Here is a 25,024-nt window from a genome sequence, read left to right as displayed (position 1 = left end):
TGCGCGATCGACCCGGCCCCCGCCGGGCCACCGCTACCCTGCCCGCGCCGCGGCGGCCGCACACACGAAGATCCGCGTGCCGGACACATGGCCTTTACCTGCCGGGCACATGACAATGTGAGCCTCGCTCTGCCACCTGACACCCCGCCAATACCCAGGGCGGGGACGGTGTTTGTGGAGAGGAACCCCCACGTCATGAGATTATCCCGGCTGACCCCGTGGGCCTGCGGCCTCGCCGTGGCCGCTCTGATCGCGATACCGGCGGCCGCCTCCGCCGGCCAGAACAGCACGGCGGCCCCCGCGGCCGCGACGGCCTCCGTCTCCGTCGACTCGTACTACGCCGCCGCCGAGGGCAAGTCCGGCGCCGCGCTCAAGACCGCCCTGCACGACATCATCAAGGTGCAGTCGAAGGTGAGCTACGACGGCGTGTGGAACGCGCTGAAGGTCACCGACCAGGACCCGGCGAACCCGAACAACGTCATCCTGGTCTACTCCGGCCGCTCCCAGTCGAAGTCCACCAACGGCGGCGGCGTCAACGACTGGAACCGCGAGCACGTCTGGGCCAAGAGCCACGGGGACTTCGGCACCGCCACCGGACCGGGCACGGACCTGCACCACCTGCGCCCCGAGGACGTCACGGTCAACAGCACCCGCGGCAACAAGGACTTCGACATGGGCGGCAGCCCGGTCGCCGAGGCCCCGGGCAGCTTCACCGACGGCGACTCCTTCGAGCCCCGCGACGCCGTCAAGGGCGACGTCGCGCGGATGATCCTCTACATGGCCGTGCGTTACGACGGCGGCGACGGTTTCGCCGACCTGGAGATGAACGACAAGGTCAACAACGGCACGGCTCCGCTGTTCGGCCGGATCAGCGTGCTGAAGCAGTGGAACCGGATGGACCCGCCGGACGCCTTCGAGCAGCGCCGCAACCAGGTCATCTACGACACGTACCAGCACAACCGGAACCCGTTCATCGACCACCCGGAGTGGGTCGACTCGATCTGGTAGCCGCCCCGGTGGGCTCGGCGGCTACTTGACGTAGATCTCGTCGAGGGTGTCGATGACACCCGCCGAGTCCAGGTGGTAGCGGAAGGGCAGGCCCTTGTCCGGGTGGGTGTCCAGCCAGGAGGTCAGTTCGCTGGTGGAGATGGGCTTGCCCATCACCTCGGAGGGGAGGATCGGCGCCGTCGCGGTGATCTTGGCCTTCTCCGAGATCGGGATGTACGTCCACGCGCCCGACGGTTCGAAGCGCCCGGGGCAGCCGTACGTACCGTGCTGGACGATCAGGCTGATCATGCCGCCCTCCGGCGTGTAGCGGTGCACGGCGATCGTGTCGGGCGAGACCGGCATCCTGTGGTCCGGGCCGCAGACCGGCGCGGAGGGCGGGGCCGGGGCGGGGGGATTCTTCCCCGCCGGGGTGGCGGTCGCCGAGGTCTTGGGCGCCGCGCCGGTCTTCGAGGGGGCGGGCGCGGAGGCCGTGGCGGCGGGCGCGGAGGCCGTGGCGGTCGGCACGGCCGGTGCGGCCGCGGTGGGCCCGGCGCCCGACGGTGCCGGGTCGTCGCCGTTCTGACAGGCGGTGAGCGCCAGCATGCCGCACACCGCGAGGGCGGCCACGGCCGCCTGCCCCCGTACCGCTCTCATGGTCTTCTCCCTCTCCCGGATTCCGGCGTCGCCGCACCGTAGCCCCCGGGATCAGGCCGGGGCGACGGCCGGATCCGGTTCGTCACCGGGTGGGGATCCGGTTGTTGCGGAGTACGGACCTCCGCCCCGCTCGGCGGACGACCGTGACCGCCGGGCGGCCGGGCTCAGGAGCCCAGGCGGTCGGCGAGGGCCTTGAACCCGGTCCAGGGCTGCGTCGGCGTCCGCGCGTCCCACACCTTCTGGGAGAGCGCGGCCAGCGGCAGCCGGATGCCCGCCGCGACCTGGGCCTGGGTCTGGGCGCCGGACAGATCGCACCAGACGGCGAGGCGCGCGCCCAGGATCTGCGGCGCGTACGAGGCCGGCACGGGGGTGGTCCCGCGCAGGACGAGCGGGGTCCACTGCTCGTAGATGCGGCGGCCGGTGGGGTACGTGAACTGGTTCGGCTCGCCGAGCACGTAGTACAGGTACTCGTCATTGAGGTTCACGACCTTGCGGCCCTCGCGCAGGTACTCCAGCGGCGGGCGGGCGCCGATCTCCTTGCCCGTCCAGTACTCGACCTGGAGGTCCTTGGCCGCGGTGGTCACCCCGCCGGTGAAGAAGCCGTCGTTCCACGCCTTCAGCGCCTTGCCCGAGGGGCGGACGACGGCCGCCCGGTCGTTGAGCCAGCCCGTCGCCAGGTCCTGTACGCGGGCGTTCGCCCCGTACCGCTGCCGTGCGGCGGCGGCGAGCTGGGGGAAGGAGGCCTGCGGGTCGCGGTAGACGAGTGCCTGGTACTCGTCGGCGCCCAGGTGCCAGGCCCCGCCGGGGAACAGCGGCAGGTACTCGCGGAGCAGTTCGTCCACGAGCTTGGCCGCCGCCGGGTCGGATATGTCCACCGCGCCCTTGACCGCCCTGCCCTGTACGTCGTGCAGTTGCAGGCCGGGGTGGGCGCGTATCACCGCACCCAGGTGTCCGGGCGAGTCGATCTCCGGGACGACGGTGATGTGCAGCCGGGCGGCGAGCGCGTTGATGTCGCGCACCTGGGCCTTGGTGAGGTGCGGGGTCGACACGATCTCGGGGTGGCTGGTGGATTCGATCCGGAAGGCCTGGTCGTCGGAGAAGTGCAGGCCGAGCTGGTTGAGCTTGAGGTCGGCCATCTCCCGCAGCCGGTCCTTGATCCACTCCGGGGTGAAGTACTTGCGCGCGATGTCGAGGTTGAGGCCCCGCTGGGGCTTGGCGGGCGCGTCGCGGACGGTGCCCTCGGGGGCCGAGCCGGCTGCCTTGACCGCCTGCTTGAGGGTGCGGGTGCCGTAGAACACCCCGGCCTGGTCGGGGCCGGTGACGTGGACCCGGCCGTCCTTGACGGTGAGGGTGTACGACTCGGGCGACCCCGATTTCGCGTCGCCGAGGGAGAGTTCCACGTCTCCGGTGTTCGCCGCCGCGGCCTCCGCGTAGCCGAGGCCCAGTTCACCCGCGAGCAGTCTGCCCTCGTCGGAGAGGGCCGCCTTGTCCTGCGGCGGGACGACCACGCGTGAGCCGGGGGCGGGCTTCCAGCCGGGGCCCCGGGCGGGCACGTGCTCCCGTACGGCCGGGATGGTCTGCGGTGCCGCGGAGAGGGGGTAGGTGCGGGTCGGCGTCGGCGAGGGGGTGGGGGCTGCCTCTGGGGTGGCCTCGGTGCCGCCGTCGGCCGGAGTGCCGGTGCCGGACCCCCGGGTCGGGGTGGCGGGGGCGGCCGGGGCGCGGGCGCTGTCGGAGGCGGCCGTACAGCCCGGGACGGCGAGGGTGACCAGCGCGGCGGCGGTCGCCGTCGCGATGGCGTGGATGCTCTTGTGCCGTATTCGATTCCGCATCATGCTCCCGTGTCCCCCGTACCAACCTGGCACGGGGGACACGGGCGCGCGACCGGTGGGGGTCAGCGGCGGGCCGCGACGCGGACGGTTTCGGGGGTTCCGGAGGCCACGATCCGGCCGGGCCGGGCCGCCGTACGGCGCTCCAGGGCTCCGGAGACCAGGGCGAGCACGAGGGCGGAGGCGGCCAGGGCGGCACCGACCCAGTTCGGCGCGGTCCAGCCGAGGCCTGCGGCGATGACCAGGCCGCCGAGCCAGGCGGCGAGGGCGTTGCCGAGGTTGAAGGCGCCGATGTTGACGGCGGAGGCCAGGGTGGGGGCCCCGGCGGCCTGGTCGAGGACCCGCTTCTGGAGCGGCGGGACGGTCGCGAAGCCGAGGGCGCCGATGAGCACGACGGTGACGGCCGCGCCCGCCTTGCCGTGCGCGGTGAGCGTGAACAGGGCCAGTACGACGGCCAGCGCGCCCAGGGTCACGTACAGCATCGGCATGAGCGCGCGGTCGGCGAACCGGCCGCCGACGAGGTTGCCGGCGACCATGCCGAGTCCGAAGAGGACGAGCAGCCAGGTGACGGAGGTGTCGGCGAAGCCGGCGACCGAGGTCATCATCGGGGTGATGTAGGTGATGGCCGCGAAGACCCCGCCGAAGCCGAGGACGGTCATGGCCATCGCGAGGAGCACCTGGACGTTGCGGAACGCGGCCAGCTCGTGGCGGATCCGCACGCCCTGCGGCCGGGGCAGCTCGGGCACGAGGCGGGCGATGCCGAGCAGGCCGAGGACGCCGAGGGAGGCGACGATCAGGAAGGTGAGGCGCCAGCCGGCGGTCTGTCCGACGAGGGTGCCGAGCGGAACGCCGACGACGTTGGCCACGGTCAGGCCGGTGAACATCATCGCGATGGCGCCGGCCTTCTTCTCGGGGGCGACAAGCGATGCGGCGACGACCGCGCCGATGCCGAAGAAGGCTCCGTGCGCGAGGGAGGCGACGACCCGGCCGGCGAGCATGACGCCGAAGGCGGGGGCGAGCGCGGAGAGCACGTTGCCCGCGATGAACAGGCCCATGAGCAGCATCAGCATGCGCTTGCGGGGGACGCGGGTGCCGAGGACGGTCATCAGCGGGGCGCCGAGCACGACGCCGAGGGCGTAGCCGGTGACCAGGAAGCCCGCGGTGGGGATGGAGACGCCGTAGTCGGCGGCGACCTCGGGCAGCAGGCCCATGATCACGAATTCGGTGGTGCCGATCCCGAAGGCCCCGATGGCGAGGGCGAGGAGGGCGAGTGGCATGAGGGGTGCCCCTTCAGGGGAGATTGCTTTCGCGGCTTACGTGCGTCCACATTAATTGCGGACGCGGGATAATTGCAAGCGCGGGCTATTGCGGGGTTCGCCTATCCTGGGGGCATGACGGCAACCGACAGCGCACTGACCGGCCTCGCCCAGGGCTGGTGCGCCCTCTCCCTCCTGCACGGGCGCATCGAGTCGCACGTCGAGCGGGCCCTCCAGGCGGGGCACGGGCTCAGCGTGCGCGAGTACTCCCTGCTGGACGTACTGAGCCGGCAGCATTCCGGACCGGGCGGACACCTGCAGATGAAGCAGGTCGCCGACGCGGTGGTGCTCAGCCAGAGCGCGACGACCCGGCTGGTGACCCGGCTGGAGGACCGCGGACTGCTGGCCCGCTACATCTGCGACACCGACCGCCGGGGCATCTACACCGACGTCAGCGAGTCGGGCCTGGCCCTGCTGGCCGAGGCCCGACCCACGAACGACGCGGCCCTGCGCGAGGCCCTGGACCAGGCCGCGCTCAAGCCCGAGCTGGCCCCGCTGGTGGCGGCGGTACGGGGCACGGGGACGGCCTAACGCCTGCCGGGAGCGACCCTCCACAGGGCGAAGGCGCCGGTGCCGAGGATCAGCCCGTTGAGGACGACCGGCAACAGGGCCCACACGCCCAGCAGGTGCCCCACGAGGAACAGCAGGAGGTTCACGCCCACGAACGCCGGCCAAGCCCAGCGGGCCGGCGGCCGCGGCCGCACCGACGCGTTCACCAGCGCCGCCACCAGGGCCACGACGAGGAGGGACAGCCCCCGCGCGGGGGTGAACCAGTGCGCGGCACGACTCCACGGCAGCAGGAACGCTCCGGCCCAGACGAGCGCGAAACAGACCCCGCCGCGCAGCAGCAGGGCCCGGCCCGTCCGCGTCCACGGGACGGGCCCCCGGTCCGGCGCGGCCGTCGTCGACGAGGCACGGGCCCGCGGTGGCGGCACCCGCGGATCCTCCGGCCGGGGCGCCTCGGTGCGGGTCGTGGCCGCGTCCCCGCGCGCGACGGCTTCCAGCGCGGCCAAGGCCCGTCCGGCGCCGGCGCGCAGCGCCGGGTCCTTGGTCAGCAGCGCCGCCAGTACGCCCGCCAGCGGACCCGCCCGCTCCGCCGTGCGCGGCCCCTGCGTGACGATGGCGATGCACAGCGCCGTGAACGTCTCGGCGGAGAACGGGGCGGCGCCCTCGACCGCGTTGTAGAGGGTGGCGCCCAGCGCCCACAGGTCCGTGGCGGGCGTGGGCGGCTTGCCCTCCAGCTGCTCGGGGGCCATGTAGGCGGGCGTGCCGATGATCGTTCCGCTGTGGGTCAGGGCCGTGGTCGCGTCCGACACGTGCGCGATGCCGAAGTCCGTGATGATCACCCGGTCGTCCATGAGCAGCACGTTGTCGGGCTTGAGGTCACGGTGCACGATGCCCGCGGCGTGCGCCACCCCGAGCGCCTTCAGCAGCTGTACGCCGATCTCCGCGACCCGCCGCGCCGGCAGCGGGCCCTCCCGGGTCACGGCGGCGGCGAGGGAGGTGCCCGTGACGAACTCCATGACGATGACGGGCGCACCCTCGTGCACGACCACGTCGTGCACGGTGATGATCCCCGGGTGGTTGAGCCGGGCGGCGGCCCTGGCCTCGCGCATGACCCGCTGGAGCAGGACCTCGCGCTGCGCCTCGCCCACTCCCTGAGGGAGGGTCACCTCCTTGACGGCGACCTCCCGGCCGAGCGTCTCGTCGCGCCCCCGCCACACACGGCCCATGCCGCCCTGGCCCACCAGCTCGATGAGTTGGTACCGGCCCCCGACCAACGCCCCGCTCGTCTCCGCCACGTGGGACACCTTAGGGGGTGTCCCACGACGGTCAGGACGGGCTCGGCGATCGGGGCACCGACGGCGAGACCGACGACCCGCCCGGGGTCGGGAAGCCCGACGGCGTGGCGGAGCGACTCACGGAGGCCCCGGGGGTGAGCGGCGAACTCGGCGACGCGGACGGCGACTTCGGTGCCCGCGTCCCCTCGGGCGACGGCGTTGCCGAACCGGGGGACGACAACGAGGGCGACGGCGAGGGCGACGGCGTGGGTGAGCCGAGCTCGGGGGGCGCCGCCGGCGGCACCTGACGGACCGGCGCGTCCTCCGGGGTGAGCACCAGGTACCCGGCGAGCGCGGCGGCCACCACCCCCAACCCGGCCAGCGCGAAGGCGAGTCGGCGCCGCAGCCGTGGGACGGCAGTGTGCGGACCGGGCGGATCGGCGGGCCGCAGCGTGCGTACCGTGACCTCGGCGGCGCGTGCGTCGAGGGCCTGCCGCAGCCGCCGCTCGACGGGGCGTTCGCCGTCGTGCGTCGTGGGCGTCATATCCGTCCCTCCAGAATCCGCTCCAGCGCGTCCAGGCCGCGGCTCGCGTTCGACTTCACCGCTCCCCGGCTGATCCCGAGGGTGGTGGCGATCTCCGCCTCGCTGAGCTCGGCCCAGTAGCGCAGCACCAGGACCTGGCGCCGGCGCGGACTCAGCCGGCCGAGCGCGGCCAGGACTTCGCGGTGCGCCTCGTCGAGCACGACGGACGCCTCGGCGGACGGCACGTCCGCGGCGGCGGGCGGGGTCCAGGCCCGCGCGGTACGCCTGCGGCGCAGCACGGAGCGCGAGGTGTTGACCACGGCGGTGCGCAGGTAGCCGAGCGCGTTGTCGACCTCGGCGATGTGCTCGCCGTGGCGGCGGTACAGGGCGGTGAAGGCGTCCTGGACCACGTCCTCGGCGGTGGCCGGGTCGTCCACGAGCAGTACGGCCAGCCGCACCATCCGCAGCCGGTGCGCGTGGTAGAGCGCGGACACGGTGGGCGGCTGCCCGAAGTCTCCGTGGCCGGTGAAGTCGTAGGTGTACGAGTGCCCGTACGCGGGCGCGGTGACCGGCGGGGCGGAGCGTTCGCGGCGCAGCAACGCCCACAGGCCCCGCCACGCCCGGTCGAGGACGGGCGTGGCGGGGCCGGCGGTCGGTACGAGGTGAAGCACGGGTTTCCTCAGCCGTTGGTGCGGCGCCGGACGGCGTACAGGGTTCCGGCTCCGGCGGCGAGGAGGACGGCGGCCCCGGCACCCAGGGCGGTGGTGGTAGCGGAGGAGCCAGTATGCGCGAGCTCGGCGTCACCGGAGCCGGCGGGTGAGGGGGAGGCACCGGAGGCCGTGCCGGGGGAGGCGCTCGGGGCGGAGGACACGGACGCCGAGGGCGCGGCGCTGCCCGGGACGCTGACCGAGGGGCTCGGCTTCGCCGTGGGCGTCTTCGGAGCGGAGCTCGGGGAGGCGCTCGGCGAGGTGCTGGAGGCGGGCGCGGGCGACGGCGAGGCGGAGGCCCCCGTGGCGAAGGCCGGCCCGGCGAGGGCGACGACCGCCCCGGCGGCGGCAACGGTGACGGCCGCCCGGCGGACGGTTCGGGGGACGCGCTTCAGGTTCTTCACGGTGGTTCTCCACGGTCGGGTCGAGGGCGCGGGACCGCACCCTTCACCCCCGCACGACGCGCGACCCCGCCGGAGGTTGCTTCTCTTTCGGAAGATCTTCCGAACTAATTTTCCGACCGGTCCGCGGGAGCCCGTCCAGGGCCGTGCCCAGCGTGGCGACGCCCTCCTCGATCTCGCTCACGGAGCCGGCCGCGTAGCCGAGGATCAGGCCCGGCGCACCCGGTCGCGTCCGGTGCCAGGACAGCGGATGGGCCTTGACCCCGAGGGCCAGGGCCGCCGAGGACAGGTCGGTGTCCTCGAAACGGGCGCCGTCGAAGGTGACCATGAGGTGCAGACCGGCCGCCGCTCCGTGCACCCGGGCGTCGGGCAGCCGCTCGGCGAGGGCCCGGAGCATCGCGTCCCGGCGGCGACGGTGGCGGCGCCGCACGAAGCGCAGGTGCCGTTCCAGCTCGCCCGACTCCATCAGCCGGGCCAGGACGAGCTGGGCGAGGACCGGGTTGCCGAGGTCGGCGTACCTCTTGGCCTCGATCACGCGGTCGCGCAGCCGCGGCGGGACCAGCAGCCAGCCGAGGCGCAGCGCGGGGGCGAGCAGTTTGGAGACGCTCCCGGCGTAGCAGACGCCGTCGGGGAGCAGGGCGCGCAGCGCGGGGACGGGGGCGCGGTCATAGCGGTGCTCGGCGTCGTAGTCGTCCTCGATGACCAGTCCGCCGGCGGCCGCCCAGCCGAGCAGCTCCCGGCGGCGTTCGCCGTCGAGGACGACCCCCGTCGGGAACTGGTGCGCCGGGGTCGTCAGCACGACGCCGGCCCCGCTCCCGCGCAGCGCGGCCACGTCCAGCCCGGCCCCGTCCACGGGCACCGGTACGGTCTCCATCCGCCCGTACTCCAGCTGCTGCCGGGCCCCGAGGGAGCCGGGGTCCTCCACCGCGACGCGCCGTACGCCGTCCTCGCGCAGAACGTGTGCGAGGAGCCCGAGGGCCTGGGCCACGCCGCTGACGATCACCACCTCCGCCGGATCGGCCCGGATGCCCCGGTTGCGCGACAACCAGCCGGCGACGGCCCCGCGCAGCGCGGGCGCGCCCTGCGGATTGCCGTAGCCGAAGTCCGCCGGGGTGAGTGCGGCGAGCACCCGGCGCTCGGCCTGGAGCCAGGCGGTGCGGGGGAAGGCGGTCAGGTCGGGGACCCCGGGCGAGAGGTCGATCCGGCAGGGCACGGCACGCAGGGCGTCCACGAGCCCGCCGCGTTCCGGGGCGGCGGTCGGGGCGGTCGCCTGGGGTGGGGCGGCGACCACCACGGTGCCTCCGCGCCCGCGGCCGTCGACCTGGCCGGTCTCGGCGAGCCGCTGGTACGCCTCGGTGACCAGCCCCCGCGAGACGCGGAGTTCGGCGGCGAGCACACGGCTGGCGGGGAGCCGGCTGCCGACCGGGAGGGTGCCGTCGGCGATGGCGGCGCGGAGCCGACCGGCGAGCCAGTCGGTGCGCCCGCCGGCCGGGGCCTCGCCGATGTCGAGCTGCAGGAAGTCCGACCCGGCCGACACGGTCGCCGCCGTTTTGGACCCCTTGTTTCCGCCCTCTTTGGACCTGCTCACAGGTCCATTGTGAACCCAGGCTGGTCCCTATGACCAAGAACTCCACCTTCCGGGACCTGGCCCCCGGTGTCACCGGCATGGCGCTGGTCGGCAGCAGCGTCACCGTCTCCCACTCCCTCGTCGACGCCCCTCTGTTCACCGTCCAGGCCGCCCGGTACGCGGGCGCGGCCCTGCTCCTCCTCGCGCTCGCCAGGGCGACCGGGGTGCCGGTGCTGCGGCCGCGCGGGCGGGAGTGGCTGTGGCTGGCCGGGATCGCGGTCACGGGTCTGGTGCTGTTCAACGTGGCGGTGGTGCGCGGGGTCGCGCATGCCGAACCGGCCGTGATCGCCGTCGCGGTGGCTTCCGTGCCGATCCTGCTGGGGCTGCTCGGCCCGTTCCTGGAGGGGCGTCGGCCCAGCCGGCAGGTGCTGCTCGCCGCTCCCGTGGTCGTGGCGGGGGCCGTACTGGTCGAGGGGACGGGCCGGACGGACGCCGTCGGGGTGGCGTGGGCGGCACTGGCCCTGGGCTGCGAGGCCGGGTTCACCCTGCTCGCGGTTCCGGTCCTGCGGCGGCACGGCCCGTGGGGAGTCTCGGTGCACGCCGTGTGGATGGGCGCGGTGGTGTTCGCGGGACTCGCGGTGGCGTTCGAACACCCCGCGGACCTGGGCTCGGTCACCGGGACGCAGTGGGCGGTCTCGGGGTACCTGGCCGTGATGGTCACCGCGGTGGCCTTCGTCCTCTGGTACCGGACGGTCGCCGCGGTGGGCCCGGGGCGGGCCGGGCTGCTGACCGGGATCGCGCCGGTCGCGGCGGCGGGGGCGGGCGTGTGCGCGGGCGGCGGTGTCCCCGACCCCCTCGTGTGGCTCGGCCTGGTCGTGGTGATCGCCGGCCTGGCGCTCGGCCTCCGGCCGCCCCGCACGACGCCGCCCCGGTCGGGCGCCCCCCTCCGCCCCGAAGCCCGGCGGGCTCCTGAACGCGCCGCCTGACGCCCACGGGGGCGCCCCCGCCCGGCCTCGAACTCCGCTGCTCCCGCGAGGCGTCCCCTCCCCCGTACCCCCGCGCCGTCGGGGTCGGGTGCGCGGCGGGGAGCCCCCGCAGGGCGTCGAACACACCTCGTCTTGCATGTCCGCTGCCGCTTCCCGTTCGACGCCCGAGGAGGTGCCCCGGCGCGCACCCGGCCCCGACGGCCCACCCTGCGGCCCGACCCGGGGTGCCGCTGCGCGGAGCAGGTCCCCTACCCGCCCTTCCACCGTTCCCCGGGCTCTGCCCGGACCCTCCCCCCGGCTACCGCAGGGAGGTACCCCCGCCCTCAAACGCCGGACGGGCTGGAATCGCCCGGCGGCGGAAAGACCCCGGGGCTCAAACGCCGGCGAGGCTGAATGGAGCGGAGCGCCGTAGGGGTGACGCGCAGAGTTCGGGCACTTGAGGGCGGCCTGGGGTGTGGATCACAATCCGCAGATGCCGACGCCCCCGTACAGCAGTTGGATGCGGTACTTCTCCCCCACCGCCAACCACGTCCGGCTCGGGCTCGTTTGCCTCGGCGTCGGGGTGCAGGAGGGCCGGCTGCCGGTCGTCGGCCCGCGCGCGCTCGACCACCACGTCGCCGTGGTCGTCACCCGCGGCCGCGGCTGGTTCAGCCACGCCGGTCGGCCGCCGCAGCCGGTGACCGCGCCCGCCCTGCTGTGGCTGGTGCCCGGGGTGGAGCACCACTACGGGCCCGATCCTCGGACCGGCTGGGACGAGTGCTTCGTCGACTTCTCCGGGGCCGGCGTCGCCGCGTACACGGACCTCGGCTACGTCACCCCGGAGCAGCCCGTGGTCCCGCTCGGCGGGACGGCCGGTGTGCAGCACGTGGTGGACGGGATCGTACGGACCGCCCGGCGCGGCGGCCCCCTGCTCGACGTCGAGGCGGCCGCCGCCGTGCACGCGCTGCTGGTGGCGCTGCGCTACGCCCGTGCCGAGGTGTCCCCGCACGGGGACGCGGTCGTGGACGCCCTGGCACGCGACGCCCTGCTGCCGATATCGGTGGCCGAGCACGCCGCCCGGCTCGGGATGCCCCTGCCCGAACTGCGCTGCGCGGTGCGGCGCAGTACGGGCGAGGGGGTCAAGGAGTACCTCCTGGGAATCAGGTTGAGCCGGGCGAAGGAACTCCTCGCCCGTACCGACCTGCCGGTCGCGGGGATCGCCCGGCGGGTCGGGTACGAGGATCCGGCCTACTTCAGCCGGTTGTTCAGCCGCCGGGTCGGCATGTCCCCGGTCTGCTTCCGTGCACGACAATCCGTCCCCGGGGCAGAACGTTAGGGCCGGTACCCGATGTTGAGCTCCGCGGCCGAGGTCCACTGGTTCCCGCCCACCTCGCTCGTGGCCCTGAGCCTGACGTAACGGGCGGCGCGTGGAGCGAAGGTGACGTCCTGCTGCGCGGTGGCGTCCGGGAAGGTGCCGGAGGCGGCGGCGGTCCCCCAGTCCACCCCGTCCGTCGAGGTGAGCACCTGGTAGGCGGCGATGCGGCCGTTGGACTGCGTCTGCCGGGGCAGGTAGTGCAGGGCCGACACGTCGTAGGAGGCGCCGAGGTCGAGGGTGATCTCGTGCGGCATCGGCGCGGTGGCCGCGTACCACTGGGTGTGCCAGATGGTGGAGGCGTCGCCGTCCAGGACGTTGGCGGCGCCGCCGTTCTCCCCCGCGGTCTCCTGGCTGTCGACGGCCTTCACCTTCATCTGCCCCTGCGGTACCAGGAGTTCGCCGTCACCGCCCGTCCCGAGGTCGTCGACGGTGAGGTCGTCGAGGATCAGGTCGGCCTCGTTGTGGGAGCCCTCGGGGGTGACCTTCCGTACGCCGATCCAGGCGTCGGCCCCGGCCGTGAAGGTGGTCGTGAACGTGGTCGGCGTCCGGGCCTGGCCGAGCGCGGTGGCGCTCTCGGTGGATCCGGAGCCGGTGATGAACCGGTAGTCGTCGCCGAAGCCGGCCTCGTAGGCGAAGCTCACCTTGTACCGGCGGCCCTGGGTCAGGCGCAGGGTCTGCGGCAGGGTGCGGTAGACGAGTCCGGTGCGCTCCTCGTGCGATTTGAGGGAGTTCTGCCCGCCGATCACGTCGTCGACGAGCTTTCCGTTCCAGCCGGCCTGCGTGTAGGGGGCGTTTCGCTGGGCGACGTGGGTGCGCGGGTCGGTGGCGGAGCCGCCCGCGCCGCCGAAGGCGAAGGGTCCCCAGCCGGCGTCGGGGCTCTCGAAGTCCTCCGCGTACCAGTGGCCGGCGAGCGGGGTGCGGGTCGAGGGGACCACGCGTACGTCGTCCAGGTGCGCGGTGCCGGGGCCCGCGGCCGCCGACAGCCCGAGGACGGCCGTGGACTGCCCGGCCGGGACGTCGAAGAGCACCTTCATGCGCTGCATCTTCGTGCCGTTCTTCTCGCTGCCGCCGAGGCCGTTGGTCAGGGGCGAGGAGTCGGCGTACACGGAGGCGGGGCTCCCTCCGGTCGGGGTGACGGTGAGGGTGGTGGCCCGGCCGGCCGGAGTGGAGACCCAGACGGAGGCGGCGTAGGTGCCGGGGGCGAGCCCGGTGAGCCGCTGGGAGACGGCCGGGGCGGTGGCGGGGGCGAAGGCGAGCTCGTTCTGTCCCTGGGCGTTGCGGGCGACGGCGGCGCCGGTCCCGGTGACGGTCCAGGCGTTCAGGTCGCCCGCGTAGAAGGAGGGGTCCTTGACCGGGGTGCCCTCGCCCCACGCGGGGTCGGGCCGGCCGGGCGCCGCGCCGTTGGTGACGACGTACGCGGTCCTGGCGCCGGCGTTCAGGGTGACGGTCCCGCCCGTCCCGACGGTCAGGTCGCCCACCGGCCGGCGCCCGGTGTCGGTGAGCTCGTACAGCTTGGGCGCGCTCCACCCGGCGGGCAGGGTCCAGGTGGTGGAGCCGCCCTTGTCGTTCCAGTGGTAGAGCTTGCCGTCGCGCGGCAGCAGGTAGGCGTCACCGGACAGGACGGTGCGGCCGCCCGTGGTGATGCGGCGCTTGTTGCCGACGGTGGTGACGGCGGTGCCGTTCGCGAGGGTGACCGTGTCGGAGGTCCACTTCACGATCGGGGATTCCTGGAGGTACTTGGTCGGGAGGTTGACCCCGAAGGTGGTGTTCCGGAAGGCGGTGAAGTCCTTCTTGCCCTGCCAGCCCTCGTAGGCGGTGACCTCGGCCCCGCCGAGCAACGGATCGCGGGCGATCCAGTCGTCCTTGGCGTGGTTCGCGACGAACCGGGCGATGGTCGAGTTGATGCCCTTCAGGTCGCTGCCGCCGTAGTCGACGTCGGCGGCCCAGTGGTGCCAGAGGGACTGCTCGGTGAGGGTGTTGGGGAATTCCGTGGCGAGCTGGAGGCCGAGACCGGAGATCTCGCGCTGGAGCCTGCGGGAGACGTAGCCGTCGCCGTACCAGACGTCCACGTACAGGAAGTCGAGGCCGGGGGCCGCGGCCTTGAGGTCCTTCAGGCGCTTCAGCCGCTCGCCGGACTGGCCGTCCTTGCGGGTGTCCACGTAGTACGACTGGTCGAGCCAGTCCCAGCCGAGTCCGCCGCTCTGGTGGGCCGGGTCGAAGGTGGCGGAGACCGGGTACTCCTCGGTGGCGTTGACGTGTACCCCGAAGTCGGCGTTGTAGGAGTGGCCGGCGGTGGTGAGGGTGTTCAGGTCGACGGCGCCACCGACTTTGGACCCGATGTTCTTGTAGTCCATGTGCGCGGAGTCGTGGCCCTCGGAGGCGTACCCCTTGAGGAGGACGAACTGGCCGAGGCCGTCCGTGGCGAGGCTCACCCGTTTGGTCTCGTCGAGGGTCTGCGCGAAGGGGTGGGTGGCCTGGGAGGCGAAGTTGAAGGGGATCCTCTGGACGACCCGGTCGGCGGTCCTCTCCCAGCCGGTGGGCGGGGTCCAGATGTCGCGGTAGGCGACGGCCGCGTCCTGCCAGTCGACGACCGAGTCCGCGTTGCGGTCGGCCGTGATCGCGACACGGGCGTACGGGAGCGGCTCGGTGTCCGTGTCGGCGGCGCCGGCGGCCCGGTGGAGCCAGGCGCCGCTCCACAGGCCGGCCCGGCGGTAGGCGCCCTTGTCGGTGACGCGCTTCGATATCCGGCCGTTCTCGCGGGCCGTGCCGCCGGAGGGCTGGTCGTAGAGGGAATTGGAGTCGATGGCCGCGGCCAGCTTCCCGGTGTTGGCCAGCCCGTACATCACGGTGGTCGCCGCCGGGTCGACGGGGGTGCTCGCGGTCACGGGGGTGAAGGTGTCTCCGGTGCCGGTGGTCGCGGTGTGCATGTTCGCCGTGGCGAGGGCGGCTCCCGGCTGGTCGCTGCGGACGCTGACCAGGGTGTGGTCGGGGATCGCGAAGCTGCGCACGCGCAGCGCGGGGGTGTCCTCGATCGCGGTGACCTTGAACTCCACGGTCGAACCGGTCACCGAGATCCGGGTCCTGATGGTCACTCCGGAGAAGGCGAGCGCGTGGTCCACGCCGGATGCGGAGGCGGTGGAGGTCACGGTGGGCGTGTAGGCCGTCCCGTTGACGAGGATGCCGCTCAGCGGGTCCTCGTTGCCGTGCAGTACGTCCCCGATGGCGCGCCGGGTGTAGCCGATGACGCGGGGGAAGGCGCTGTCCACGCTGACGGACAGCTCGGGCGAGGTGATCGTCACGGGCCCGGCCGCCGCCGTGGCGGGGGCTGCGGGCACGGCCACGACCAGGGTGGCGACCAGACCGGCCACCGCGGCCGCGGCCGGCCAGAGGGGGGTTCGCATGGGGCCTCCGGGAGTCGGCGCTTCCATCACGGAAGACCGCTCACGGCACAGCCGGCCCGAGCGGTCCGCTCACTGATCTGTCAGCTTGCGGACCGGGGCGGATCAAACCCATGGACAAAGCGGAGCGCCGTCCTGGACTTGTGGAACGGCGGCGGTGACCTCAGGTGGAGGCGGGGACCAGGACCACGGCCGTCCCGTACGCGCAGATCTCGGTCCCGACGTCGGCGGCGTCGGTGACGTCGAACCTCATCGCCAGCACGGCGTTCGCGCCGCGTGCCTTCGCCTGTTCGATGAGTCGGGCCATGGCCTGGTTGCGCGTCTCGACGAGGGTCTTGGTGAGGCCCTTCAGCTCTCCGCCGATCATGGACTTCAGGCCGGCGCCGATCTGGCTGCCCAGGTGGCGGGAGCGCACCGTGAGGCCGAAGATCTCGCCGATGACCTGCTCGACCCGGTATCCGGGGACGTCGTTGGTGGTCACGACGAGGATGCCGGTCTCGTGCGCCCCGGGACCGCCGCCGTAGTCTTCGATTCCCATGGCACCCACTCTCGCCCGGCCCGCCGCCGCCCGCATCCGGAAGCCCGGAGCGGTTCCGGGTCGGTCGTTCGGGGACGGACAGGGCCTCGTACGCCGCTGTCGCGGATTGGGCATATCGGGCTAACCGGCGGTGTGCCACCGGAGGGCCCGGCGCCGTCCTCGCCATAGTCGTCCGTGGCAACCGCCCGGTTGCCGCCCCGTGCCGCGCTCGGCGGCCGGGCGGAAGTCTTCGTAGAGGAGCCGGCTCATGCTGAAGTCCACCAGGACCATCCTCGCCCTCACCGCCGGAAGCCTGGTGCTCGGTCTGGTGGGTGCGGGCACCGCGGTCGCGGAGGACGGCGGGTTCCGCATCACGGGCCGCACCACCGGCAAGGTCGTCTCGAAGGGCCCGCTGAAGGTCCGGAGCAAGCCGACCACCCACGCGCGGGCCGTGGGCGAGGTGCACCCGCACGGCAAGGTCGAGATCCTGTGCAAGAAGCGCGGCGAGAGCGTCGACGGGAACAACCTCTGGTACCGCCTGGCGGAGCGCGACGACAAGAAGGAGAACGGAAACTCCGAGCACGGCGACTGGCAGATCGGCAAGCCCGAGCACGGCAAGCCCGAGCACGCCAAGCCGGAGAACGGCCGCAAGGACCACACCGACTGGCAGCACGGCACCCGCCCGGACGGCCGCAGGGCGTACGACGAGGAGCGCTGGGTCTCCGCCCGCTACGTCGAGAACCACGGCTGGGTGCAGTACTGCCGCTGAACCGCCCGGCCCCCGGTCAGTCCGGTGGGCGTACGGCGCGCGGCCCCACGCACCGCGCGCCGTACGCACCTACGCGCGCCCGCAGTTCGCGGTCGGCCGTGACCACCACGCAGTCGCGGTCCGCGTAGGCCGCCGCCAGCTCGACGATCCGGTCGTCGCCGCTGCCGGGTGCCGGGTCCACCCGTACCCCGGGCACGGACTCGACACCCCGGGCCGCGCCTTCGACGACGAGGACGATCTCCTCGCCGGCGTCGCGCGCGGCCAACCGGTCGCGCAGCCGCTCGGCGGCGCCCCGCCGGTCCCGCCACCAGCCGTCCGGCACCGAGCCGACGACGTTGGCGGCGTCCACGATCAGCACGCTCTTCTCCACGTTCCGCGCTCCATGCCCCGGCTCCCAGGGCCTGTGTTTCGGATCATGCCGGGCTCGCGGGGCCGACCTGATCCAAAACAGAGGCCCTAGAAGTCGCCGTAGTTGACCTGCCAGGTGGGCAGGCCCATCCGGCGCCAGACCGCGACCACCCGGTCCCGGTCGTCGAGCGACACGCGTACCGCGTACCTGTGGCGCACGTGCGCGTCGAACAGCTCCGACTTCACCACGTCGTCGCGGCGCTGGTCGCCCGACGCGCGCATCCACAGCTCGTCGTACGGGACTTCGTGCCGTGCCAGCCAGCGCTCGGTCTGCGGCCTGAACTCCTCGCTCCGCCCCGACAGCAGCACGATCGTGTCGCCGTCGGCCCGCCGGAAGGCCTCGAGGGCGTGCCGGACGGACTCGTTGAGCAGGTCGAGCTCGCAGCGCGTGAAGTCGTACGGGCCCCGGTCGCCGGTCAGCGCGAGGGTGCCGTCGATGTCGCACATCACGGCGGAGGGCAGCGCCGGGTCGGGGACGTACTCGGTCACCGGGGGCACCGCGGCGCCTCCGGAACCGCCGTTCATCCACTCCGAGGTGAGCCGCCAGCCGCCCTTGCGGGCCTTCTCGTGCTTCTCGGCGAGTACGCGGATGATCTCCTCGCCGACCTGGCGTTCCCGGCCGGCGTCCCGGCGCAGGCACTCCTCCAACGGGACGTCGGTGAAGTCGTGCACGACGAAGGTCGCGAGGCCGCCGACCGCCGCCTTGAGCCGCTTGGGGATGTGCTTGGTCAGGTGCGTGTTGTCGACGACGACGTCGAAGCCGCCGTCGACCGCGGCGCGCACGGCCGCGTCCTGGACCGCCAGGACCGTCTGCTCGTGCGCCCAGCTGCGGCCCCGTTCCGGGTCCGGCAGGTCGAGCATGGCGCGCAGGTCGTCGAGGTTGACGCGGCGCATGCGCCCGCCGGCCTCGGCCTGGAGGGCGCGCGCGGCCGTGGTCTTGCCGGAGGCCGGGAGACCGGTCATGACGTGCACGACGGGCAGCCGGTCCTCCTCGGCGGCGGGCAGCCCGGTCGCGGTGTCGTCGGCGGGTGCGGGTGTCTCCTCGGACACGGGTCAGTTCTCCTCGTCGTTCGTGAAGGGGTCGGAGGCCTCGGGTCGGACGAACCGCCAGACCACGAGGTCCGTGACCTTGCCGTCCAGCCGCAGGAACATCGCGGCGCGGATCGCGCGGTCGGGCAGCTGCTTCACCGCGCGCGCGAACGCGCCCCGGTCCGCGGCCAGGTGCGCGAGTCCCGCGTACGCCTCGTCCACCGCGCGCTCGCGTCGCCCGGCCTCGTCCTCGAAGCGGGCGATCATCTCGCGCACCCATGTGTCGAACTCGTCGGGTACCTGGTCCAGCAGCGCGTCGAGCGGCTTGCCGCCCGAGGCCTCGATCTCGGCGACCGTGCAACCGAGGCCCTGCGCCAGCTGCTTGGCGGGCAGCCCGGCGAACCGCTGGATGCCGTGGGCGCGCCAGATGTCCCGCTCGGTGACCTTGGTGAGCACCCGGTGGAGCCGTACGTACTCGGACAGTTTGGCCTTCGCCCGTACACCGGAGGCGAAGCGCAGGACGAAGCCCTCCGCGTCGATGCCGGTCGCCGCGGTACCCCCGGGCAGGGTGTTGGAGGCGGTCAGCGCCATCAGTTCGTCGAGGGGCATGGCGGGCCACACGGTGACGACGGAGCCGATCCCCTCCCAGTGGGTCGCGGCCTCGGCGAGCGGGACCTCGACCCCGTCGGTGCCGAAGGCGGCGAGGAGGACGAGGTCGCGCCGGTCGCCGTAGTCGACGACGATGCGGTTGCCCGGGTACAGGATCTCGGCGAGGTAGGTGACGCCCGGGCGCAGCGCCGCGGTGTCCTTGGTGTCGAGCCGGCGCTGGGCCCAGGAGGCCTGGGCGCTGATGAAGGAACCCTTGGAGGCGACGTGCCAGCGGCCCGCGTAGTGGAAGACCACGCCGAGGCTGCCGTCGACCTTGTCGTACACCTCGAACGGCTCGTCCGGCAGGGCGGACGCGTAGGGCCTGCCCGACTCGTGCTCGCTGACGTTGAAGAACTTCGGCAGCGGCAGCGCGACGATCGCGCCGGTGGTGTCGTCGGCGACGAGTCCGCGGCAGCGCGTGGTGACCTGGTTCCAGACGTGTTCGTACTGTGCCGTCCGCGTGTACGTGTAGATGGACAGCGGCAGTTCGGGGTGCGTCTTGCGGGTCACGTGGCCGGCCTCGATCGCCTGGGCGAGGGCCTGGGCGGGCAGCAGGTCGTGCAGAGTCAGGGTCTCCTGGCTCATGGGTTCCTCCCGGTTTGAGATGCGTCATTCTGACGCGCGGGAGGTTCTGCCCGGTACTTAATTATGCCTGGTCACGCCGGCGCCCAGCCGGTTGATGTCGGCGGGCCGCAGGACGTGCCCGGGGACTTCGGTACCGGGTGTGGCGACGGCGATCATCGCGCGGCCCATCTCCTCGGAGCTGGTGACGAGGTTCGGCGCGACGCGGCGGAGCAGCCGGATCAGCGGGGCGGTGACCGCGTACAGGGTGCGGTAGAGCCGCGTCTTGGAGGGCACTCCGCGCACCGGTTGGACGATGCCGGGGCGGAACATGTAGGCGCGGAACGGGAGTTCCAGCAGGGCGTTCTCGGTCCGTCCCTTGACCCGGGCCCACATCAACCGGCCCCGTTCGGTGCTGTCCGTCCCCTCGCCGGAGACGTAGACGAAGGTCATTCCGGGGTTGGCGGCGGCCAGCGGGCGGGCCACGGCGAGCGTCAGGTCGTAGGTGATGCGCCGGTAGGCGTCTTCCTTCATGCCGACGGAGGAGACGCCGAGGCAGAAGAAGCAGGCGTCGTAGTCGGCCGGGTCGACGCCCGCGGCCGCGAGGTCCGAGGGATCACCCTGGACGCGCTCGTGGAGCTTGGGGTGGCTGACGCCGAGCGGGCTGCGGCCGATGGCGAGCACCTTCTCGACGGAGTCGTCTCGAAGGCACTCGCGCAGGACGCTCCGGCCGATCATTCCGGTGGCGCCGAACAGGATGACGTTCACGGGACCAGAGTAGGACCGCGTCAGTGGGAGACGCAGAGTTCGTTGCCCTCGGGGTCGACGAGTGTCGTCCACGCGGAGGGGCCCTGGCGGCCTTCGTGGAGTTGCTTGGCGCCCTTGGCTACGAGGCGTTCCACGACCGCCCTCGGATCGTCGTCGCCGGTCCGGACGTCGAGGTGCACCCGGTTCTTGACCGTCTTGGGCTCGGGCACGAACTGGAAGAGCACCCGCGGCGCCCGCTCCAGTCCCTCGGGGTGCCGGATCCCGGCTCCGGCCTTCCACACGAGGGTGCCGCGGTGGGTGGTGGTGTCCTCCATGCTCGCGTGGCCGGCGACGACCAGGCCGCGGATGAACTCCTCGTCGCTGCGCTCCACTTCCCACCCGAGGGCGTCGGCCCACCAGTCGGCGAGCGTGTGGGGGTCGGACGAGTCGATGGTCACCTGAAACGTGTACGCCATGTCGGGACCCTACTCTCAATCGCTCACATGTTCGAGTCTATGACGGGAGGTGATCATGGCGGCGCAGGTCAGCACGCAGGCGCCCACCGCGATCCACAGGAGCACCTCGCCCAGCGGGCGCAGCCATGCGATGCCCGCGGGTTCCGCCACGGAGAGGCAGGCGGTGGCCGTCATGCCGAGCGGGAAGACGGTGGACCAGCGCCGGATGTCGTAGCGGTGGCGGGGGTGGCGCAGTTCGGCGCCGAGGAGGACCACGTACCAGGCCAGGGACAGCGCCAGCAGGATGAGGGTGACGGTGCGCAGGGCCGTGTGCGCGGCGCCGGTCCACACGGGTGACGCGGTGAGTTTGGAACCGGCGAGTGCGGAGATGGACAGCGCCCCGCCCGCCACCCAGTGGTCGCCCGACCCGGCCGCGACCTCGCGCAGGTCGAAGCGGAGCAGGGCCGCCACGTAGAGCACCAGCCCGAGCAGGAAGAGGGCGAGCGCGGCCTGGTCCAGCCATACGGGGGCCCCCGCGGCGGCGAGGGTCGCGGCGAGGACGGCGAGTCCCTGGGTGGCCACGCAGACGAGGAATCCCGCGCCCGGCATGCGGCGGCGCCAGTGCCGCAGGACGTGCAGCAGCAGCCCGGGCCACAGTGCGGCGGCCAAGGCGAGCAGAGCCGCGGCCGTGGTCTGCCAACCGAGCAGGCAGAGGCGGGTGCCGAGCACGGTGGTGGCGGCCACGGCGGTGAGGGCGGCCGGGGTGTCGGCCTCCGCGCGGAACCGCCGGCGGTCGGCGAGCAGCCGGGTCGTGAAGTCGGCGGCCAGGACGAGCCACAGCGCGGCCGCGACGACCAGCGCCACGAGCGACAGCGCCTCGTGGCCGGTCAGGTGCAGGCCGACGGAGAGGATGCCGGTCGCCATGACGGCGGCTCCCGCCGCCGGCGGGAGTCCGGCCCACCAGCCCCGGCCGGGGAAAGGGCTCACCCCTCCAGCGGACCCCACCCGCGGCCGGGCCGCCACTCCGGCTGATCCGCACGGACGGCCCGTCAAACCCTCTTGCACGGATGATCAACAGACCGTGCGCGCGATGCACACACCCGCCGGCGGGCCGCCCCTAGGCTCGTACCAGGACGAGGGCCGCCGGTCCGTCACAGGGGTACGGACCGGCGGGCTCCGCGGATCGACGCGCTGCCGCGGCGGCGGGCTCGGGATCCGCACACGTCGCGGGCGCGGCCGAACCGCCACGGGGATCGGGAATCACCGTGGCCCCGGCCGCGCTCTCCGTCTTCCGGGCTCGCCCCATTCCTCCGTACGACGGTTCCCGCGGTCATGGCCCGACCGCGGCGGGGCGGACGCGCGAACCGGGGCCGGCCGAGGTGCGCAGGGCGCGCGCTGACGGCCGGTGGACGGCGGCGTACGAGTCCCAGCGGACGGCGGGCGTGCCACCCGACCTCGCGGCGGGGCTCGACGCGCGTCCGAGGCGAAGCGGGCGTTCGAGGCGCTCGACAGGAGCGGGCGCTACCAGGTGATCCTGCCGCCGCTCCAGGCCCTCACGGCGGAGACCCGGCGGGCCCGGCTCGACCCTGCCCTGCGCCGGCTGACGGCGGGCGAGGGCCCGGGATGACGCGCGGGACGAAACGGCACGGCGCGGACTCGGCTCGACGTACGCCGTGAGGGGGAGCCGTGGGGGGGAGCCGTGGGGGGGAGCCGTGGGGGGGAGCCGTGGGGGGAAGGGGTGAGGGGAAGCGGTGAGGGGGAAGCCGTCAGGCCCGGCCTCCCCGAGGGGAAACCGGGCCTGACGGAAGGGGTCGGCGAGGACCGCGGATCAGGAGCGCGAACCGTCGGTCTTGTCGTCCTTCTGGGCGGCCTTGGCCGCCTTCTCGGCGTGCATCTCCTTGATGCGGACCGTTTCCTTGCGGACCTCGGCCTGCGTGGCGCGCTCACGCTGGAGCCACTCGGGGGACTCCTGCTTCAGCTCTTCGATCTGCTCGGTGGTCAGGGCCTCGGTGACCCCGCCGCGGGCGAGTCCGGCGATGGACACGCCGAGCTTGGCCGCGACCACGGGGCGCGGGTGCGGGCCGTTGCGCCGCAGATCCTGAAGCCACTGGGGCGGGTCGGCCTGCAGCGCACTCAATTCACTGCGCGAGACGACACCCTCCCGGAACTCTGCGGGGGTGGCCTCGAGGTACACGCCCAGCTTCTTCGCCGCGGTCGCGGGCTTCATCGTCTGGGTGTTCTGGTGCGACGTCATGGTGTCAAGGGTATCGAGCGTGTGCGCTACCTCCGACCACGACCGGTTAACCTGGCGGGGTGACAGGCTCGGAAGTACCCCATTCGTTCCGTCTCGCCTATGTACCGGGCGTGACCCCCACCAAGTGGGTACGGATCTGGAACGAGCGGCTGCCCGACGTTCCGCTGACGCTCGTCCAGGTGTCCCCCGCCGAGTCGTTCGGCGCGCTGCGCGGCGGCGACGCCGACGCGGGTCTCGTGCGGCTGCCGGTCGACCGTACGGATCTCAGCGCCATCCCGCTCTACACCGAGACCACCGTGGTCGTGATCCCCAAGGACCACCTCGTGGCGGCGGTCGAGGAGATCACCACCGCGGACCTCGCCGACGAGATCGTGCTGCACCCGCTCGACGACACCCTGGACTGGGAGAAGCTGCCGGGCCGCCCCGCTTTCGAGCGCCCCGCCACCACCGCGGACGCCATCGAGCTGGTCGCGGCGGGCATCGGCGTGCTCGTCGTCCCGCAGTCCCTGGCCCGCCTCCACCACCGCAAGGACCTCACGTACCGGCCCGTCACGGACGCGCCCGAGTCGCGGGTCGCGCTGTCGTGGCAGCAGGAGGACACCACGCCCGATCTGGTCGAGGAGTTCATCGGCATCGTCCGCGGCCGTACGGTCAACAGCACGCGCGGCCGCGGCGGGCCGACGCCGCCCCAGCCGAAGGCGAAGCGGAAGCCGGCCGCGGCGGCGGCCGGGAAGTCCGGCGGCAGGACGGGGAGCACGGCCGGCGGCAAGGCGGGCGGCAAGAACCCCCGCGGCGGCGCAGGCGGCGCCAAGGGCGGGAAGGCGACACCCAAGCGCGGGAAGCCCCGCGGCCGCTAGAACGGACACCGCGCGGTCCCGTCCGGGATCCCGCGGGGCGACAAGGAGCGGTCCCGACGGCCTCGCGTGGCGGATCCGGGCGGCTCGGCGGTGTATGCAGGTGGGATGGATCTTCGACCGCCGGGCACGCCTCGGCAACGGTCCGAGCGCGTGCGCCACGCTCAGCTCGCGGTTCCGTTCGTCCTGATCGCCGCCGTGACCGTGGTCGACATCCTGGCTCCGCCCGATGTCCACCTCGGTCCGTTCCTGGTCGCCGCCCCCGCCCTGACGGCATCGTTCCGGGGCCCCCGGATGACGGCGTTCGTCGGCCTGGTCGCCGTGATCGCGCAGGTGGTGGTCTCGGCGGTCCGCACCACCCTCACCGACCTGAACCACACGTTCCAGACCATCGCCCTGATCATGATCTCGGTGTTCGTGACCCTCTTCGCCTACCTGCGCGAGGAGCACGAGAAGGAACTGATGCAGCTGCGCTCGGTGGCCGAGACCGCCCAACAGGTGGTCCTGCGGCCGCTGCGCGACCGGATCGGCCCGCTGCGCGTCGCCTCCGTCTACCTCGCCGCCGCCGCGGAGGCCCGGATCGGCGGCGACCTGTACGCCGCCGCCCGCACGGCCACGAGCACGCGGCTGATCATCGGGGACGTCCGCGGCAAGGGCCTGGACGCGGTCGGGGAGGCCGCGCTGGTCCTCGGCGCCTTCCGGGCGGCCGCGCACCAAGAGGCCGATCTGCGGCGGCTGGTGGACTACCTGGAGGGGGCGGTCGCCCCCGACCTCTACGACAGCACGGCCCTGGACGACGACGAGGAGGACGAGGGCGCGGGGCCGCGGACGGGCGAGGACGAGGGCTTCACGACGGCGGCCGTCCTGGACGTCCCGGACGACGAACCCGTGCTGCACCTCGTCAGCTGCGGCCATCCGCCCCCACTGCTCCTGCTGCGCGACGGCCGGACCGTTCCCCTCGAAGTGGCCCGGCCCTCCCCGCCGCTGGGCCTCGCCGGTCTCGTGGACGGCCCGGTCGCGGCGCAGACCTTCGCCTTCGCGCCGGGTGACGTCCTGCTCCTGTACACGGACGGCGTGCTGGAGGCCCGCGACCGGGCGGGGGACTTCTACCCGCTCACCGAGCGCGTGGCCGCCTGGGGCGGCCTCCAGCCCCAGGCCGTCCTGGACCACCTCTGCGCCGACCTGCTCGCCCACGTGGTCGGCAGCACCCTCGGCGACGACGCCGCGATGGTCGCGATCGAGCGGCTCGACCGCCCCCGCCGCCCGTAGCCTTTGCCAGAAT

General features: G+C 73.4%; 25 protein-coding genes. 9 read left to right on the top strand and 16 right to left on the bottom strand.

The features are described from left to right. Positions 1 to 195 precede the first annotated feature (195 nt). Entirely contained in the window at positions 196 to 1,008 is an 813-nt protein-coding gene (locus ACFYYJ_RS05210) for an endonuclease I family protein (RefSeq protein WP_385365829.1), read from the top strand. Positions 1,009 to 1,029: 21 nt separating this feature from the next. On the opposite strand, the gene ACFYYJ_RS05205 is transcribed toward ACFYYJ_RS05210, so the two are convergent. The 3 genes from ACFYYJ_RS05205 to ACFYYJ_RS05195 form a co-directional block, all read right to left on the bottom strand. Next, positions 1,030 to 1,641, bottom strand: a complete 612-nt coding sequence (locus tag ACFYYJ_RS05205; protein ID WP_389128621.1) for a hypothetical protein — start codon at positions 1,639 to 1,641, stop codon at positions 1,030 to 1,032. Positions 1,642 to 1,805: 164 nt separating this feature from the next. Then, a complete protein-coding gene (locus tag ACFYYJ_RS05200; protein WP_389129049.1) occupies positions 1,806 to 3,470 on the bottom strand; it encodes a glycoside hydrolase family 20 protein in 1,665 nt (554 codons plus the stop codon). 62 nt (positions 3,471 to 3,532) lie between these two features. Next, positions 3,533 to 4,744, bottom strand: coding sequence for an MFS transporter (locus tag ACFYYJ_RS05195; protein ID WP_385123622.1), 1,212 nt, complete (start codon positions 4,742 to 4,744; stop codon positions 3,533 to 3,535). 114 nt (positions 4,745 to 4,858) lie between these two features. Between ACFYYJ_RS05195 and ACFYYJ_RS05190 the strand changes: the two genes are divergently transcribed. After that, complete coding sequence (locus ACFYYJ_RS05190) at positions 4,859 to 5,314, top strand: MarR family winged helix-turn-helix transcriptional regulator (RefSeq protein WP_385123620.1); 456 nt, start codon at positions 4,859 to 4,861, stop codon at positions 5,312 to 5,314. On the opposite strand, the gene ACFYYJ_RS05185 is transcribed toward ACFYYJ_RS05190, so the two are convergent. After that, positions 5,311 to 6,585, bottom strand: a complete 1,275-nt coding sequence (locus ACFYYJ_RS05185) for a serine/threonine-protein kinase (protein WP_389128617.1) — start codon at positions 6,583 to 6,585, stop codon at positions 5,311 to 5,313. The two genes, ACFYYJ_RS05190 and ACFYYJ_RS05185, sit on opposite strands and share 4 nt — an antisense overlap. Positions 6,586 to 6,602: 17 nt before the next feature. Between ACFYYJ_RS05185 and ACFYYJ_RS05180 the strand changes: the two genes are divergently transcribed. Next, positions 6,603 to 6,872 (top strand): hypothetical protein, encoded by a 270-nt coding sequence (locus ACFYYJ_RS05180; RefSeq protein WP_385365825.1) that lies wholly within the window; start codon positions 6,603 to 6,605, stop codon positions 6,870 to 6,872. A 232-nt stretch (positions 6,873 to 7,104) separates the two neighbouring features. On the opposite strand, the gene ACFYYJ_RS05175 is transcribed toward ACFYYJ_RS05180, so the two are convergent. Genes ACFYYJ_RS05175 through ACFYYJ_RS05165 form a run of 3 tightly spaced genes read right to left on the bottom strand, consistent with a single transcriptional unit; the run spans position 7,105 to position 9,783 of the window. Next, positions 7,105 to 7,758 carry an RNA polymerase sigma factor gene (locus ACFYYJ_RS05175; RefSeq protein WP_389128613.1) on the bottom strand — a complete coding sequence of 218 codons (654 nt, stop codon included), beginning with the start codon at positions 7,756 to 7,758 and terminating at the stop codon, positions 7,105 to 7,107. 8 nt (positions 7,759 to 7,766) lie between these two features. After that, positions 7,767 to 8,198: an LAETG motif-containing sortase-dependent surface protein gene (locus tag ACFYYJ_RS05170; RefSeq protein WP_389128610.1), complete on the bottom strand. Its 432-nt coding sequence runs from the start codon at positions 8,196 to 8,198 to the stop codon at positions 7,767 to 7,769. A 43-nt stretch (positions 8,199 to 8,241) separates the two neighbouring features. Further along, positions 8,242 to 9,783, bottom strand: a complete 1,542-nt coding sequence (locus ACFYYJ_RS05165; RefSeq protein WP_389128608.1) for a PLP-dependent aminotransferase family protein — start codon at positions 9,781 to 9,783, stop codon at positions 8,242 to 8,244. Positions 9,784 to 9,812: 29 nt separating this feature from the next. Here ACFYYJ_RS05165 and ACFYYJ_RS05160 point away from each other — a divergent pair, with 29 nt between their 5' ends. Continuing rightward, positions 9,813 to 10,748: a DMT family transporter gene (locus ACFYYJ_RS05160; protein WP_389128605.1), complete on the top strand. Its 936-nt coding sequence runs from the start codon at positions 9,813 to 9,815 to the stop codon at positions 10,746 to 10,748. 472 nt (positions 10,749 to 11,220) lie between these two features. Next, the gene (locus ACFYYJ_RS05155) at positions 11,221 to 12,063 is read left to right on the top strand and encodes a helix-turn-helix domain-containing protein (RefSeq protein WP_385123603.1); all 843 of its coding nucleotides are present in this window, start codon (positions 11,221 to 11,223) and stop codon (positions 12,061 to 12,063) included. Here the strand turns inward: ACFYYJ_RS05155 and ACFYYJ_RS05150 are convergent. After that, positions 12,060 to 15,503, bottom strand: a complete 3,444-nt coding sequence (locus ACFYYJ_RS05150; protein ID WP_389128602.1) for an endo-alpha-N-acetylgalactosaminidase family protein — start codon at positions 15,501 to 15,503, stop codon at positions 12,060 to 12,062. The two genes, ACFYYJ_RS05155 and ACFYYJ_RS05150, sit on opposite strands and share 4 nt — an antisense overlap. A 160-nt stretch (positions 15,504 to 15,663) precedes the next feature. Then, the gene (locus ACFYYJ_RS05145; RefSeq protein WP_385123599.1) at positions 15,664 to 16,038 is read right to left on the bottom strand and encodes a YbjQ family protein; all 375 of its coding nucleotides are present in this window, start codon (positions 16,036 to 16,038) and stop codon (positions 15,664 to 15,666) included. Between the two features lie 247 nt (positions 16,039 to 16,285). On the opposite strand from ACFYYJ_RS05145, the gene ACFYYJ_RS05140 reads away from it, so the two are divergent. Next, positions 16,286 to 16,786 carry a hypothetical protein gene (locus tag ACFYYJ_RS05140; protein WP_389128598.1) on the top strand — a complete coding sequence of 167 codons (501 nt, stop codon included), beginning with the start codon at positions 16,286 to 16,288 and terminating at the stop codon, positions 16,784 to 16,786. Positions 16,787 to 16,802: 16 nt separating this feature from the next. Here ACFYYJ_RS05140 and ACFYYJ_RS05135 read toward each other — a convergent pair whose 3' ends face one another. The 6 genes from ACFYYJ_RS05135 to ACFYYJ_RS05110 form a co-directional block, all read right to left on the bottom strand. Further along, a complete protein-coding gene (locus tag ACFYYJ_RS05135) occupies positions 16,803 to 17,156 on the bottom strand; it encodes an NTP pyrophosphohydrolase (RefSeq protein ID WP_385123595.1) in 354 nt (117 codons plus the stop codon). An 86-nt stretch (positions 17,157 to 17,242) separates the two neighbouring features. After that, a complete protein-coding gene (locus tag ACFYYJ_RS05130) occupies positions 17,243 to 18,244 on the bottom strand; it encodes an AAA family ATPase (protein WP_385365839.1) in 1,002 nt (333 codons plus the stop codon). A gap of 3 nt (positions 18,245 to 18,247) precedes the next feature. Beyond that, positions 18,248 to 19,456, bottom strand: a complete 1,209-nt coding sequence (locus ACFYYJ_RS05125; protein WP_385365840.1) for an RNA ligase — start codon at positions 19,454 to 19,456, stop codon at positions 18,248 to 18,250. Between the two features lie 57 nt (positions 19,457 to 19,513). After that, positions 19,514 to 20,200, bottom strand: a complete 687-nt coding sequence (locus ACFYYJ_RS05120; RefSeq protein ID WP_385123589.1) for an epimerase — start codon at positions 20,198 to 20,200, stop codon at positions 19,514 to 19,516. Positions 20,201 to 20,220: 20 nt separating this feature from the next. Beyond that, positions 20,221 to 20,655 (bottom strand): VOC family protein, encoded by a 435-nt coding sequence (locus ACFYYJ_RS05115; RefSeq protein WP_389128594.1) that lies wholly within the window; start codon positions 20,653 to 20,655, stop codon positions 20,221 to 20,223. Positions 20,656 to 20,670: 15 nt separating this feature from the next. Beyond that, on the bottom strand, positions 20,671 to 21,621 hold the full coding sequence (locus ACFYYJ_RS05110; RefSeq protein WP_385123585.1) for a hypothetical protein: 951 nt from the start codon (positions 21,619 to 21,621) through the stop codon (positions 20,671 to 20,673). Between the two features lie 541 nt (positions 21,622 to 22,162). Here ACFYYJ_RS05110 and ACFYYJ_RS05105 point away from each other — a divergent pair. Then, positions 22,163 to 22,261 carry a hypothetical protein gene (locus ACFYYJ_RS05105; protein WP_389128590.1) on the top strand — a complete coding sequence of 33 codons (99 nt, stop codon included), beginning with the start codon at positions 22,163 to 22,165 and terminating at the stop codon, positions 22,259 to 22,261. Between the two features lie 201 nt (positions 22,262 to 22,462). Here the strand turns inward: ACFYYJ_RS05105 and ACFYYJ_RS05100 are convergent, their stop codons facing one another. Then, complete coding sequence (locus tag ACFYYJ_RS05100) at positions 22,463 to 22,888, bottom strand: DUF5997 family protein (protein ID WP_385123583.1); 426 nt, start codon at positions 22,886 to 22,888, stop codon at positions 22,463 to 22,465. A 59-nt stretch (positions 22,889 to 22,947) separates the two neighbouring features. On the opposite strand from ACFYYJ_RS05100, the gene ACFYYJ_RS05095 reads away from it, so the two are divergent. Both ACFYYJ_RS05095 and ACFYYJ_RS05090 read left to right on the top strand, forming a co-directional pair. Next, positions 22,948 to 23,745: a LysR family substrate-binding domain-containing protein gene (locus ACFYYJ_RS05095; RefSeq protein WP_389128587.1), complete on the top strand. Its 798-nt coding sequence runs from the start codon at positions 22,948 to 22,950 to the stop codon at positions 23,743 to 23,745. A 105-nt stretch (positions 23,746 to 23,850) separates the two neighbouring features. Beyond that, positions 23,851 to 25,011: a PP2C family protein-serine/threonine phosphatase gene (locus tag ACFYYJ_RS05090; protein WP_385363764.1), complete on the top strand. Its 1,161-nt coding sequence runs from the start codon at positions 23,851 to 23,853 to the stop codon at positions 25,009 to 25,011. The last annotated feature ends 13 nt before the right edge of the window (positions 25,012 to 25,024 follow it).

The organism is Streptomyces sp. NPDC002467 (assembly GCF_042889825.1).
In the GTDB taxonomy this organism is placed as follows: Bacteria; Actinomycetota; Actinomycetes; order Streptomycetales; family Streptomycetaceae; genus Streptomyces.
Note: the sequence above shows the minus strand (reverse complement) of the source record. Positions and strands in the feature narration are given on the sequence as shown.